Genomic DNA, 14,886 nt, shown 5'->3' with positions numbered 1-14,886 from the left:
GCTGATGCGTTGAAAGCAAAAGGTTTTGATGTAGATCGTCGTCGTATCACTTTCGAAGTAGAACCTAAAGAATTAGGTGAATACATCGCAAACTTAAACTTACACAAAGAAGTGAAAGTTCAAGTTCCTTTCGAAGTAATTGCTGAATAATTCAGTTTATTTAGTCAATAATAAAAAGCGGCTATCCTTTCGGATAGCTGCTTTTGTTTTTACCCATACTTTAGCCAAAAAAAAACTCGCGTTACGGAGAGCAACGCGAGGCATAATCTAGGGTATTTGAAAGGGAAAATCTTTGTCAATTTCTATTTTTTTTCAAAAAAATAACTCCTAAATCATCGAGTCAAAAAAAACAATATCAAAATCAAAAAAATCGAAACAAATTCTTTTCGAAAACCAATTTCAATACTCAAAAGAAGCAAAAAATATTGGTTTTTGCAAATAAAATTGATTTTTTATAAAAAATTAAACACAAATACATAAAAACTAACAATAAAACCATATTAAAACACAAAAACACAAAAAAATACAACACATTAAACTACTAAAAAACAAAACAAAAGCATAAAATACACCAAAATAAATAAAATACAGAAACAAAACACATCAAAACAAATAAAATATATACACAAAACAACTAAAAGTCGAAATAAAATCAAAAAAATTGGATTTTAAAAACAAAAAAAGCCTGAAATAGAATATTCCAGGCTTTTTTTGTCATTTAACTAAGTTATGCTAATTGTTTTTCTAATTTCTCGTTCAATACTGATTTTGGAACAGCTCCAATTTGTTTATCAACAATTTCTCCATTTTTAAAGAACAATAAAGCTGGAATATTACGAATGCCATAACGAACAGAAATCTCTGGATTTTCATCCACATTTACTTTTCCTACAACAGCTTTACCTTCATAATCCTTAGCCAGTTCTTCAACCACAGGACCTACCATACGGCAAGGACCACACCATTCTGCCCAAAAATCAATTAATACTGGTTTGTCTGCTTTTAAGACAACTTCTTCAAAGTTGCTATCTGTAATTTCTAATGCCATAATCTTTTAATTTTATAAACCGAAGTTATATCTTTAATACTATTTAATTGCTAAAATCAATAAACAAAGATAGTAACAACTACCAATGTATTTGTAATCTTAATTACACAAATTCCAATCCAAACTAATTCAATCGGTAATTTATCCCTTCAAACTTATCTATACAGTCCAAAAATTCATTTGTTAGGTTTATTTTCAGACTTTTAGCTGGCATTTCGACAGATATTTCATCTTGGGGATCCCAAATTTTAAACTTTAATTGACAATTTGGCACAACCCCCTCAATCTCATTTTGCGCCAGTATATCTTTGATTCCGTCAAGAAATGCTTCATTCAACTTAGGTAAAGGAATATTGATCGTAAAACTCTTCGCCATCTTCTCACGAAGATCCGAAAGTAACTGTACACTGCGCAGCTCAAAGCCCCAATTTCCAACCTGCCTGAAACGCTCCTGTACCAAACCCCGCAATTGTACAAAATAGCCTTCTTGCAAATAGCCCTTTAACTTGACGTACTCTTCGCCAAAAACTGCCATATCATAAGAATCACTATAATCTTCTATGATAAACGACGCAAAAGGTTTACCAGTCTTCGTTAATCGATGGTTTGCCGATGCGATAATACCACCGATCACCAATTCTTTATTCTTGATTCGATTAAACTCAAGCAAAGTCTCTTCATCGACCTCTGCCGCCTTAACTTTGTTGATCAATGCCAAATCCGAAACCGAATTCTGACAAAAATGTTCTATCTCAAAGCGGTATGTATCTAAGGGGTGACTGGTCAAATAAATACCGATAACATCTTTTTCATATTTAAGCTTTTCAATCAATCCCCATTGCGGACAGGGTGCCAAAACAGGTTCCGGCAATTCTGCAGCACCACCTACACCAAACAAGCTCGCCTGGGCCGAACTTTCATTTTCTTTAAAACGCTGGCCGAATCGTATCGCCTTTTCCATTCCTGTAGAACTTTCATCCGAATGAAAATACTGTGCACGATGCGTATTATCGAAACTATCAAAACCACCAGCATAAGCCAGACTCTCGAAAGCTTTCTTGTTGACCGCACGAAGATCAATCCGTTTGGCCATATCGAAAACAGATTTATACAATCCTGATTGTCGAGTTTGCACGATAGCATCTACTGCTCCTGCCCCGACACCTTTAACTGCACCTATCCCAAAACGAATAGCTCCAGACTCATTTACCGTAAACTTATAATAGGATTCATTCACATCAGGACCAAGCACCTCTAGTCCCATACGCTTACATTCCTCCATAAAGAACGTCACCTGCTTGATGTCATTCATATTGTTAGAAAGTACCGCAGCCATATATTCCGCTGGAAAATGCGCTTTCAAATAGGCTGTTTGATAAGCAACCCAAGCATAACAGGTAGAATGGGATTTATTAAATGCATAACTTGCAAAAGCTTCCCAGTCGGTCCAGATCTTCTCCAAAACTTTTGCATTATGTCCTTTCTCCTCTGCCTGTGAAACAAACTTAGGCTTCATCTTATCCAGTACCGCCTTTTGCTTCTTACCCATAGCCTTACGCAAAACGTCGGCATCACCTTTCGAAAATCCAGCTAACTTTTGAGACAAAAGCATTACCTGCTCCTGGTATACCGTAATTCCATACGTTTCTTTCAAATATTCCTCACAGGCATCCAAATCGTAAACAATAGGATCTATACCATGCTTACGCTTAATAAAACTTGGAATATACTCTATTGGACCCGGGCGATAAAGTGCATTCATCGCAATCAAATCGGCAAATACCGTCGGCTTAAGGTCCCGCATGTATTTCTGCATTCCAGGAGATTCATACTGAAACACCCCGATGGTCTCTCCACGTTGAAAGAGCTCATAAGTAAGCTCATCGTCGATCGGAAATTGATCCGGATCCAGCACGATACCATGGCTTAATTTGACATTTTCGACTGTATCTTTAATCAGTGTAAGTGTCTTTAAACCCAAAAAGTCCATTTTCAGCAAACCGGCACTTTCAACAACGTGGTTATCGAACTGCGTCACATAAAGATCCGAGTCTTTTGCCAAAGAAACAGGAACGAAATTAGTAATATCGTCTGGCGTAATAATAACACCACAGGCATGGATACCTGTATTTCGGACAGAACCCTCCAAAACCCGGGCCTGTCTGATCGTTTCAGCCTCCAATCCAGCACCATCAGCAATAGATTTCAACCGATTAACAGCTTCAATTTCCTCAGTTCTCAGCTTTTCCTTTAAGCCGGCATCATCTAAAGTAAAAATCTTGGATAATTTAAGATTCGGAATCAGCTTGGCAATCTCATTGGCATCACCCAAAGGTAAGTCCAATACACGCGCTGTATCTTTGATGGATGACTTCGCTGCCATTGTACCATAGGTAATAATCTGGGCAACCTGACTAGCGCCATATTTATTGATTACATATTGCATGACACGACCACGCCCCTCGTCATCAAAATCGATATCGATATCCGGCATTGACACACGGTCGGGATTCAAGAAACGCTCAAAAAGCAAGTCATATTTAATCGGATCGATATTGGTAATTCCCAAACAATAGGCTACCGCCGAACCAGCAGCAGATCCCCGTCCTGGCCCCACGGAAACTCCCATATCTCGGGCTGCCGCAATAAAATCTTGAACAATCAAAAAGTAACCCGGATACCCCGTTTTCTCGATGGTAGCCAACTCAAAGTCTAGGCGCTCCCGAATATCAGTCGTAATTTCTTCATAGCGTTTCTCCGCCCCCACATAACAAAGATGGGCCAGGTATTTATTTTCACCACGTTTTCCACCATCTTCAAGATCGGCTTCCACCTGAAATTCTTCGGGTATATCAAATTTAGGCAAAAGGACATCGCGGTTTAACTTAAATATCTCTACCTTATCGACAATCTCCTGAATATTTAGAATCGCTTCAGGCAGATCATTAAACAAAGTCTTCATTTCGTCTGAAGACTTGAAATAATACTCCTGATTCGGTAAACCAAAACGAAACCCTCGTCCCCTACCTTTAGGCGTTGAGAGCTTCTCACCATCTTTCACACACAGCAAAATATCATGTGCATGCGCATCGCCTTTCTTCTCATAATATGTATTATTGGTCGCAACAACTTTAACCTCATATTTACGGGAAAACTTCAGCAACGTTTGGTTCACACGATCCTCATCTTCCTGACCATGACGCATCAATTCCAGGTAAAAATCATCCCCAAATTGTTCTTTCCACCACAGCAAAGCTTCTTCGGCCTGGCTCTCACCAATATTCAGTATTTTATTCGGCACCTCCCCCTGTAAGTTACCTGACAGCGCAATAACATCTTCCTTGTATTGAAGAATAAGATCTTTATCAATCCGCGGAACATAATAGAACCCAGACGTATAAGCAAAAGAAGCCAGTTTAGCCAGATTATGGTACCCGCGTTTATTTTTCGCCAATAACACAATCTGATAACCATTATCCTTCCTGGACTTATCTTTGTGGTTTTCACAAACAAAAAACTCACAACCAACAATTGGCTTTAAAAGCTGACCAGTAGGCTCCTCTCCATTCTCAACTGCCTCCGCATTTTGTGCTTCAACTTCTTTATTATGGCCTATAACACGAGAAACAAACTCAAAAGCCCCCATCATATTTCCGTGATCCGTTAACGCAACAGCAGGCATATTATCCTTGACCGCTGCCGAAACTAACTTATCGTACGACATCGTCGACTGCAGGATCGAAAACTGAGAGTGGTTATGTAAATGGGCAAATTTGGCATCCTTTAAAGCTGCTAACGCGTCCGCATCAACGACAACCTTGACTTCATCTGGCTGAGACCGTTTTCTAATTTCATCAGAAGCTGCTTTTAGGTTGATATGTTTCAGTCCAACAGTGGGTATAGGCCCCGGGTTGTTGGTTTTAAAATCGACAAAGTAGCCCGTATCGACCTGAAGTTCTTCGGCAGTGAATACCTCTCTTCTGACAAGCTCCAGAAAACAACGTGTTGTCGCCTCAACGTCGGCTGTTGCATTATGTGCCTCAGCAAACGGCACCCCGAATAAATAAGAATGCAGCTCGGTCAAATTGGGTAATTTAAAACGCCCACCGCGACCGCCTGGAATTTTCAGCAGTTCAGCTGTTACTTCCGTACAGGTATCCAATACAGGCATATTAGCCATATTGGACGCAACACCATAACGGTAAAATTCACAGCCCATGATATTCAAATCAAAACCAATATTTTGTCCAACAACAAACTTGGCTTTATTCAATGCCACATTAAATTTCTCTAGGACCTCCTGAAGCGGCAATCCCTGTTCTTCGGCCAATGCAGTCGATATGCCGTGTATTTTTTCAGAGTCATAGGGTATATCAAATCCATCTGGCTTAATCAAGAAATCGTGATGTTCGACCAAATTTCCCATCTCATCATGGATCTGCCAAGCCAATTGAATACAGCGAGGCCAATTGTCCGTATCGGTAATTGGTGCGTCCCAACGCTTAGGCAAACCCGTCGTTTCCGTATCGAAAATAATATACATAAAATTCTAACCCTCTTTAATACAATACATTAAATGCAAGACAATTTACATTTTTTTGAACTTGAAATTTACGAAATTATTAGAGAAGATTGTGTCAGATTTTTGCGAAAATCCACTAAAGAAAATCTGGCGTTACACGATATCTTGCAGTTGTTTCGCTTTAACAAGAAACAGTATCATAAACTCCTTTATCTTTCTCTTTTTATTTGCATCGAAAAAGTCAATATCAGGCCAAATCATCAAGCCCTCGAGCTCTTTTTTATCATGTATATCAAAAGATCTAACAGTATACCAACTTCAAATTACCAGTTTTTTTAACACGTACTTCATAGGGACTTTATAGGGACCTCATTCGGACCTCATTCGGATGAACCCCTATAATCTCCCTATTAATCCCCTTGTATCTCCGATTTTATTTCCTTCTAATTATGCGGTTGATATTTATTGCTCTCTCCCCAGTGTGGTAAAAATTCTCATCTAAAACCGCAACTTAGCATCTACAGACCGACTGTTTTCCATTTGGGCATACTTATCCTCAATACAATTAAAAACGAGATAAGCCTATGGGCGATAAAACACCTCAAATTTAATATTGTAATAGTTACACTATCCCAAGTATTTAGTATATTTGATTTTGACCCAAAAATCCATGATTAAAGCTATCTTTTTTGACATCGATGGAACTTTGCTAAGTTTCAAAACACATCAAGTTCCCGAATCTACTCAACAAGCATTTCAATTATTAAAAGAAAAAAACATCAAGGTATTTGTTTCAACAGGAAGATCCTACAATCAGCTGGGGCATATTCGTTACCTCGATTTTGATGGATATATCACCTTCAATGGCGGGTATTGCGTCACGAAGGAACAGGACGTAATTTATAAAAATAACATTCCTCAAAAAGACATTCGCTCCTTATTGGATTATGCTAAAAAGCGTGAAGACCTGACTTTTTCATTCATGTCTGAAAAAGAAATTTCCTTGAACCAGGTTACACCGGAGGTATTCCAAATGTACCAGCAGGTCAATGTCCCCACCCCACCAGTTCGGGATTACGAAAAGGATTTTGATCTTGACTCAGTTATGCAGGTCAATGTTTTCATCAATCCTGAAGAAGAAGCTGAATTTATGGAAAATGTGATGCCAAATTCAGTTGCGTCGAGATGGACGCCCGTTTTTGCTGATGTCAATCCGATGGGGCAAAGCAAAAAAATTGGAATAGATGTTTTTTTAGATCATTTCAACTTCAGCTTGGAAGAAACCATGTCATTTGGCGACGGCGGAAATGATATTACAATGCTAGCGCACACCCATATTGGAATTGCTATGGGTAATGCAAATCCCGAGGTAAAAGAAATTGCAGATTATATAACAGACAGCGTTGATGAAAATGGTATCTGGAATGCATTAAAACACTTCAATATCATCTAAAGTTGGATAGTTAAAGTTATTCGAGAAGTATTGCTGTTGCTATTCATCAGCAAATTATGTTTTTCCGGAAAAAGATAGTCCAATCGGTATCGAAAATCACGTATCAATGTGCTACTAAACTGACTTTCCAGGTAATGGTTCACGCGATAGCTAACTTCCAGCATAATCAGTTTGGATGAGCCCGATAACCGGATCCGAACTGGATGAGAAGACATCGTATTATAACCATTTTCAACAGCATGCTGTACCACAGGAAAAAGAATAAGCGACGGCAACATAATTTCATCCTGAAACTGTAGCTTATTTTCCCATTTGACTGAAAAACCTGCTGGAAGAAAACGCTCAGCCAACTGCAAATATTGGTTCAACAAGTTAAGCTCCACCTGCATAGCCTCAAATCGGTCAACATGAAGCTTAAGCAACTGCTCTTGAAAAGCAAAATAGTCCGCTGAATCTATTTTGTCACGTTGTATAAAATGCCCTATCAAAAAACTGTCCAGCTGACTGTTCCTAAAAGACAACCTATCCGCCAGTGCTAAAAGCTCTTCATTTCTTACACTCTTTTTACCCAAAAAACGATTGATTATACTCGACATTTCTTAAATTGCTGTAGATTAGAAACACAAAAATAAGGAAACATTATGTCAAATATTGCAATAGTTATTGAAGAAAGAGCCGCTGACATAGGCAATTTCTTAGTTGGGCGACTTCTTCCTTTCAGGCAGAAACGTATGGTCGGCCCTTTTATTTTTATCGACCACATGGGACCTGATAACATTGCCGAACCGCACTTTATGGATATTGCTCCACATCCGCATATCGGGTTATCCACATTGACTTATCTATTCGAAGGTAGCATTATGCACCGTGACAGCTTAGGAAATGCCGTGGAGATCAAACCTGGAGCAGTCAATTGGATGACGGCAGGTAAGGGTGTCACACATTCCGAAAGAACTCCCGAACAGCTGAGATCTACCCCGCACGACCTACATGGGCTGCAGATTTGGGTGGCCCTACCAAAAGAACTCGAAAAAATGGAACCTAATTTTGTTCACATAGAAGAACCACAGCTTCCACATTGGACCGAAGAGGGTGTATCTTATCGTTTAATTGCAGGTGAAATTAAAAACCATCGTTCCGAGGTTCCGGTATATAGTCCATTATATCTTATTGAAATCAAAGCAGAACAAGATGCGACCATCAAACTGGGCGATTACCTATATGGCGAAAGTGGATTATATATCCTTCATGGAACTGTTCATGCGGAAGGCCAGGAATTCGGTCCAAAACAGATTTTAGTTGCCAAGGATGCAAAACTATGTGAATTCGAAATGAAGGCGGGTACTTCAGTTTACATTTTTGGTGGTGAACCTTTTCCTGAACAACGATATATCGACTGGAACTTCGTCGCTTCAGACATTGAAACTTTAAAAATAGCGCGCGAAAAATGGGAAAATCACGAATTTCCAAAAGTACCTGGCGATGACGGCTATATTCCAATCCCACCAGTAAATCCGACTTTAGGACAGAAAAAAAATCAATAACAATATCCTGAACCGATAACAACGTGGACGTATAAATTGAAAAAGTCGCACACGTTGAAAGACACAATAGGCAAAAATAAAAATGCTGGAAATCATACAACGACTTCCAGCATTTTTACTTAAGCGATATGAAAGCCGACTAATGGGCTATCCCGCTCACACCACCGGAAACAACGAGTTTCATGGCATCTGTTGGAGACATATCTAATTTTTTCACCTTATCTGCACTGATAATGACAACCTGCCCTGCAAAAGAGTAGGAATATGGAAAATACACCATAACTTCTTCTTCAAGCCCAATGCTTTTTAAATCATGCTGCGTTAAGAAACCTATCTTTTTCAGACCAAACTCATTCACCGTCACCAGGACAGGTTCATTAAATTTCTTTGCATCACCAACAAAGGCCTCCGTAAAATCTTTAATCGAAGAATATAATGTATTTAAAAGTGGAATCCGCTGGATCTGATGATTAATCCACACTTTAATGGGGTCTGTCACAAAATTTGTAAAAATAAGCCCCGCCAGAACCAATACCAAAATAACGGTCAGAATACCTATTCCTGGAATATACAAGGGGTGCCCCCTATCATCCTCCAAAAAATGTTCAGTTAGATTCAATGCCGAATCAACTGATGCAACAATCCAAACTATTAAAAAAATTGCACCAGCTAGAGGAACCACTACCAGGACACCTCGTATCAAATAATTAATAAATCCTCTGATTAATTTGCTAAACATGAATTGAAAATCAAATATTATTCAAAAATGCAGAATATCCTTTATTATTCATAAAAATATACTCTTTTTACGCGTTGGGAAATACTCGTCAGCAGTTCATAGGGAATCGTCCCTATAGTCTTCGCCGCTGACTTTATATCAGGGTAAACGATAACTTCATCTTCCTCTCCAACTTCCACATCCGTTACGTCCAACATACACATATCCATACATATATCACCTATAGTAGGGACTAAAAAACCGTTTATCAACATTTTACCGACACCGTTACCAAAACGCCTATCGTAACCGTCTGCATAACCAATTTTAATTGTCGCAATCTTACTGTCTCTATACAGGACGCCGTGCCTATTATAACCTACGGTTTCACCTGCTGGGAGGTATTTAATTTGTGTCACATTCGTTTTCAAGGTACTCGCCTCCCTAATGGGTAAATCATGGCGCTCAATATCGATACCATAGAGACCTATCCCCAACCTCACCATATCAAAATACGCATTCGGCCACAATTCAATACCCGATGTTGCTGCAATATGACGTAGAAAAGAATATCCTATACCACTTTCGAGACGCTTTGTAAACTCATCCAGCAGATCAATTTGTCGCTGTGTAAATTCCCGATCCTTTTCATTACCTGCAGACGCTAAGTGGGAAAATGCAGATTTAACCTCTAAAACCGCTTCCGCACCTAACACAGCTATTAAACGATCGACCTCGTCAGGCATAAAACCCAACCGATGCATACCTGTATCTATCTTAATATGAATCGGAAAAGAAGCTATTTGTTTCGTTTTCAGAAAATTCAAAAAGGAGAACAATATTCTAAAGCTATAAATTTCCGGTTCAAGGTTATACTGAACAATGGACTCAAAAGAACTTTCATCAGGACTCATCACTACAATAGGTAATTTTATGCCTGCACCACGCAAATCAACTCCCTCATCCGCAAAAGCAACCGTCAGATAATCCACCCGATTGAATTGCAAAAGATTTGCGATCTCGAAGCTTCCACTACCATAAGAAAAAGCTTTGACCATGGTCATCAGTTTCACTTGTTTCGGCAGGAGCTGTCGATATACGTTCAAATTATTCTCGAGTGCATTCAAATTGATTTCAAGCACGGTATCATGCGATTTTGCAACTAAAAGCTGACTGATACGTTCAAAATGAAACTCACGTCCTCCTTTCAATAATACCGTGGCATTTTCAAAAGAAAGCGACCTAATATCGGCCAAGAAAGCAGTTGTATCGCTATATGAAATAGAAGGCACTTCAAATTGTGCTGCCACTTTAGGCAACACTTCACCTATCAATATCAATTTATCCAAACGATACTCACGAAGCAAACGTTTCAGCTTGGACAAACTTTTTTCATCTTCGATATGGACACCAGGGATATCCGACAATATCAACATCTTGAACGGATGCTGTCCTTGCTGATTTAAAAACTCCAGGGCTATCTGCAGCGCATCTAGATCATTACTATACGAGTCATCGATAATTGAGCTATTCTTTTTTCCTTTTTTTAACTCAAGACGCATCGCCACTGGCTGCAACTCTTTAATCCTCGATGCGATCACTTCATTTTCATAACCAAAACGTAGCATCACCGCTACACAATTTATCGCGTTCTCAACATTTCCTTTATCCACAAACGGCACTTCAACAGCAAAGGTGCGACCGGTATAATAGAACGTGACCATAGTAAATCGGTCGTTAACCTGTTTGATGGAATACACTTCCAAAGAAAGGCCCTCATCAAGCCCCCAAGAAAATTTTCGTGGCCTATAAGGCAATTGAATATTTTCGAGGTAACTGTTTGGAAAAATCATGGTTTCAACATTTTTAAAAAGCTCGAGCTTTTCATAAATCTTTTCCTCCTTAGATTTAAAACCAGCTTTATGGGCAACACCGATGTTGGTCAATAGTCCTATAGTTGGTTTTATCATCTGCTCAAGGCGCAGCATTTCCCCCTTTTCTGAAATCCCCGCTTCGATTAGCGCAAGATTATACTGATCGGATAACCCCCACAAGGACAACGCCACACCAAGTTGAGAATTATAGCTCTTAGGACTTCGGTAAATCTTATATTCAGGAGACATAAGCTGGAAAAGCCACTCTTTTACAATCGTTTTGCCATTGCTCCCAGTAATTCCAATGACAGGAGAATCAAATTTCTGACGATGAAAAGTTGCCAGCTCCTGCATAGCAACTAAACTATCCGCTACCCAAAGAATATTAGCTTCCAAAAGCTCCATTTCCTGTCCCTCATCGGCCTGAAGCACAAAATTACGAACTCCTTTTTCGTAGGCTTCCCGGATATACCGATGACCATCTCTGTTCTTCTGAAGTGCAAAAAAAATCCCGTTGTCCGCCTGAGCAATTTTACGGCTGTCATAAAATAAATGCTGGACAAAAGAATTGGGATCCGTGATAAATGTGCGATTGGGATGTAAAATCTGGGCGATTTCCGATATTTTGTACATTCTCCTGATATATTTTGATTGTGTCAAAACTGAACATTTTTTTAGTTATTTCATATTATTTTTGAAATTTTGACAATATGTTTGACGAAGAAAAAAGAAACAAGAAGATATTAACGCAGCATCAGGCGCAGTTGAAAGCGGAAAGCTATTGCGTCTATCAAGAACGCGCACAGCAAGAAGTACGCGATAAGCTCTACAGCTGGGGACTGAATGAAGTAGAAGTCGAAAATGTATTGGCCAATTTGATCAGCGATAATTTTTTAAATGAAGAACGCTTTGCTATTGCCTACTGTAACGGAAAACTCCGCATGAAAGGCTGGGGTAAAGTAAAAATCAAGCAGGCACTCAAAGCAAAAAGGGTATCCGAACAATTGATAAAAATTGCATTTAAGCAAATCGATCCAGATGAATATGAACAAATCTTAAATCATATCATTGACAAAAAACTCCGTGAAATTAGTGGTAAGAACCACTATGCAGTTAAAAACAAAGTTTATCAGTTTGCACTATCCCGCGGATTTGAAAGTGATTTAATTTTTTCTACACTGAATTCAAAGGAGTTATAAAAAACACAGAAAGAAAGTAAATAAATATTTTGCAATATTGAATTTTCGCTCTATATTTGCATCACCAAAAAGGAACGCAAGGTTCTTTTAAAAATTGAAATAAAATTCCAATGCGAAAATAGCTCAGCTGGTAGAGCACAACCTTGCCAAGGTTGGGGTCGCGAGTTCGAATCTCGTTTTTCGCTCACCTGCCTAGGTGGTGGAACTGGTAGACACGCAGGACTTAAAATCCTGTTCCCGTTAAGGGAGTGCGGGTTCGATTCCCGCCCTAGGTACAAGAAAGCTCATCTAACGATGGGCTTTTCTTGTTTATGCGCGTATATTACCTCGAATGGCCCTATCAAATTCACAAAACGCCCTTCAATCTTTAATAAACTTGCTTGCGAAGCTCATCAGCCAATGGACATTTTATTTTATCGCCATAAAAATAAGAGAAAGCCGTAGGCCAAACTCAACAATATAAGTTTCAACATGCCTATTTTATACTTGAATAAAAGAAAAAGTGAAAATAGCACCCAAACCAGAGCCATCGGCTCAATGGCATACCAAGAACTGACACCACTTGGAAATAGAATCCCTATACCTAAATAACAGGCTAAATTAACGATTACACCAACTACGGATGCAGTCACTAAAGATAGGATAAATTGTATACATGTATTTTTTTGGGTCCGTTCAATCAGTGGTGCCCCAACAAAAATCAAGGCAAAGTTTGGCAAAAAGGTAAAATATGCTGTAGTGATCAAACCTATTGCGGCCATGGAATAGGACTGATGAAAATGATTGAAGCCAGCCATAAAACCAACATAGGCCAAAACAACCACTAAAGGCCCCGGGGTCGTCTCTGCAAGAGCAAATCCATCTATCATCTGGCTCTTCGAAAGCCAAAACAATTTCTCTGTCACAAGAGCTGCAACATAGGGAATGACTGTATAAGAACCTCCAATCGTCAAATACGCAGACTTTGTAAATAAAAAAGAAAGTGTCTTCCAAAATTCCGTGTCGATGGTAAAAAACAGCAAAATGCTCAACGGAATCAACCATAGTAAGAAAAACAGCAACACCTGAAGAGAAATACGACGGTAGGATACCGAAGGAAGTGTTTCGAGCGTATTGACATAATAAGTAGATTCGAACTGCTTGTCTTCATTTTCACGATTAGCATCAATTTTGGAAGTTTTTGACAAGATTGCATATAGTAATAGACCAACAGCGATCACACCCATAATAATCCAGGGCATTGGAACCCCAGCAAAATACGATAGAAGAAAAGCGGCCAATGCTACCAAATAATGCCATGTACTGACAAGAGATTTCTGCCCCACCCGAAAGGTTGCAAATATAATGATCGCAAGAACTGCAGGTTTTAAACCCGAAAATAAAGCAATAAACAATGCGGTGTTGCCATAGTGCGCATATAGTGTACTGAGTCCGCATATAATAAGAAGTGAGGGAACAATAAAAAATACCCCGGCCAACACAGCACCTTTTATGCCGTGCAACTTCCATCCTAAATAAATCGTCAATTGATGCGCTTCCGGTCCCGGCAACAACATACATGCATTAAGTGCCTGAAAAAACTTCCTGTTACTTACCCATCTTTTCTTTTCGACCAAAAAATCGTGCATAATGGTCACATGGCCGGTTGTTCCACCAAAACTTATCCAACCTAACTCAAACCAAAACCACATGGCTTCCCGAAAAATTGGCTTCTGTCTATTATTTTCTTCCTCTAAATTCATCTTTTTCAACGCTATTTGTCTTAGGCCCGGATTTTATCGAAAACAATTTCTGCAGAACAGGCCCCATTCCGATGTCTCCTGTTTTAAAACACCTTGTTTCGGGAGACCATATACAGCGGTGTAAAACCGCCATATAACTGCATAAAAAAAGCGAGATATCTTAAATATCTCGCTTTTTTTATATTAAGAATTGGTCTGATAAACTATTTTTTATCTAAAATAGTAACTTCCACTCTTCTATTTTTTTGACGTCCTTCCGGACTTTTATTATCTCCAACTGGATTTGACTGACCGAAACCTTTTGCCGTAATGCGTGATTCAGCAACCCCTGAATCTACCAAGAACTTCTTAACAGACGCCGCTCTTTTATCGGAAAGCCACTGATTATACTCAACAGTACCCGTAGCATCAGTATACCCATCAACTTTGATCTTATTATTACTTTCCTTCAAGATCAACGCCAATTTACTAACTTCAGTTTTTGCCTTCTCAGATAGGTAAGAAGAGTTTGTTGGAAACAATAAATCAGACGATATACTAAACTTAATCCCTTCATCAGTTCTTTTCGCGTCATTAAAATCCTTCTTCACATTTTTCAAACCATCATCAGTTCCATCTTTTGTTACAACTGCACCTGGATTGACTACAATAGCTTGTTGTTTACAGGAAAATAACGATAAACTTGCACATAAGGTTAAAATTCCCAAATTAATTTTTCTAAGCATGTCGTTTCTAACGTATTTAATATCGATTTAAGCAAGTAAATATAGCGAAAAAAGTCCAATA

The 14,886-nt window shown here is 38.9% G+C and carries 11 protein-coding genes and 2 tRNA genes; 6 read left to right on the top strand and 7 right to left on the bottom strand.

Translation table 11 applies throughout. The features are described 5' to 3' along the window. The first annotated feature begins 9 nt into the window (after positions 1-9). Positions 10-150 (top strand): 50S ribosomal L9 C-terminal domain-containing protein, encoded by a 141-nt coding sequence (locus tag B2X72_RS22215; protein ID WP_414711806.1) that lies wholly within the window; start codon positions 10-12, stop codon positions 148-150. 577 nt (positions 151-727) lie between these two features. Here the strand turns inward: B2X72_RS22215 and trxA are convergent. Together trxA and dnaE are read right to left on the bottom strand one after the other, a co-directional pair. After that, positions 728-1,048, bottom strand: a complete 321-nt coding sequence (trxA, locus tag B2X72_RS22210; RefSeq protein ID WP_046671752.1) for a thioredoxin — start codon at positions 1,046-1,048, stop codon at positions 728-730. A gap of 124 nt (positions 1,049-1,172) precedes the next feature. Beyond that, entirely contained in the window at positions 1,173-5,591 is a 4,419-nt protein-coding gene (gene dnaE / locus B2X72_RS22205; RefSeq protein ID WP_088162789.1) for a DNA polymerase III subunit alpha, read from the bottom strand. A gap of 649 nt (positions 5,592-6,240) precedes the next feature. Between dnaE and B2X72_RS22200 the strand changes: the two genes are divergently transcribed. Then, positions 6,241-7,023, top strand: a complete 783-nt coding sequence (locus tag B2X72_RS22200; RefSeq protein WP_088162791.1) for a Cof-type HAD-IIB family hydrolase — start codon at positions 6,241-6,243, stop codon at positions 7,021-7,023. Here B2X72_RS22200 and B2X72_RS22195 read toward each other — a convergent pair. Then, positions 7,020-7,619: a hypothetical protein gene (locus B2X72_RS22195; protein ID WP_115046816.1), complete on the bottom strand. Its 600-nt coding sequence runs from the start codon at positions 7,617-7,619 to the stop codon at positions 7,020-7,022. The genes B2X72_RS22200 and B2X72_RS22195 overlap by 4 nt on opposite strands. Positions 7,620-7,664: 45 nt before the next feature. On the opposite strand from B2X72_RS22195, the gene B2X72_RS22190 reads away from it, so the two are divergent. After that, positions 7,665-8,567: a pirin family protein gene (locus B2X72_RS22190; protein WP_088162793.1), complete on the top strand. Its 903-nt coding sequence runs from the start codon at positions 7,665-7,667 to the stop codon at positions 8,565-8,567. Between the two features lie 139 nt (positions 8,568-8,706). Here the strand turns inward: B2X72_RS22190 and B2X72_RS22185 are convergent, their stop codons facing one another. Together B2X72_RS22185 and B2X72_RS22180 are read right to left on the bottom strand one after the other, a co-directional pair. Beyond that, complete coding sequence (locus B2X72_RS22185; RefSeq protein ID WP_088162794.1) at positions 8,707-9,306, bottom strand: DUF502 domain-containing protein; 600 nt, start codon at positions 9,304-9,306, stop codon at positions 8,707-8,709. 44 nt (positions 9,307-9,350) lie between these two features. After that, on the bottom strand, positions 9,351-11,792 hold the full coding sequence (locus B2X72_RS22180) for a bifunctional UDP-N-acetylmuramoyl-tripeptide:D-alanyl-D-alanine ligase/alanine racemase (RefSeq protein WP_088162795.1): 2,442 nt from the start codon (positions 11,790-11,792) through the stop codon (positions 9,351-9,353). A gap of 77 nt (positions 11,793-11,869) precedes the next feature. Here B2X72_RS22180 and B2X72_RS22175 point away from each other — a divergent pair, with 77 nt between their 5' ends. The 3 genes from B2X72_RS22175 (at position 11,870) to B2X72_RS22165 (ending at position 12,633) form a co-directional block, all read left to right on the top strand. Then, positions 11,870-12,358, top strand: a complete 489-nt coding sequence (locus B2X72_RS22175) for a regulatory protein RecX (protein WP_088162796.1) — start codon at positions 11,870-11,872, stop codon at positions 12,356-12,358. A 112-nt stretch (positions 12,359-12,470) separates the two neighbouring features. Continuing rightward, positions 12,471-12,543: transfer RNA gene (locus B2X72_RS22170), tRNA-Gly, on the top strand. Between the two features lie 5 nt (positions 12,544-12,548). Next, a tRNA-Leu gene (locus B2X72_RS22165) sits at positions 12,549-12,633 on the top strand. A gap of 138 nt (positions 12,634-12,771) precedes the next feature. On the opposite strand, the gene chrA is transcribed toward B2X72_RS22165, so the two are convergent. Then, on the bottom strand, positions 12,772-14,100 hold the full coding sequence (gene chrA, locus B2X72_RS22160) for a chromate efflux transporter (protein WP_115049411.1): 1,329 nt from the start codon (positions 14,098-14,100) through the stop codon (positions 12,772-12,774). 203 nt (positions 14,101-14,303) lie between these two features. Further along, positions 14,304-14,825 carry an OmpA family protein gene (locus B2X72_RS22155; RefSeq protein WP_075994015.1) on the bottom strand — a complete coding sequence of 174 codons (522 nt, stop codon included), beginning with the start codon at positions 14,823-14,825 and terminating at the stop codon, positions 14,304-14,306. Between the last annotated feature and the right edge of the window lie 61 nt (positions 14,826-14,886).

The organism is Sphingobacterium sp. UBA7253 (assembly GCF_002472745.1).
In the GTDB taxonomy this organism is placed as follows: Bacteria; Bacteroidota; Bacteroidia; order Sphingobacteriales; family Sphingobacteriaceae; genus Sphingobacterium; species Sphingobacterium siyangense.
The sequence above is the reverse complement of the archived record's forward strand: the minus strand, read 5'-3'. Positions and strand labels throughout refer to the sequence as shown.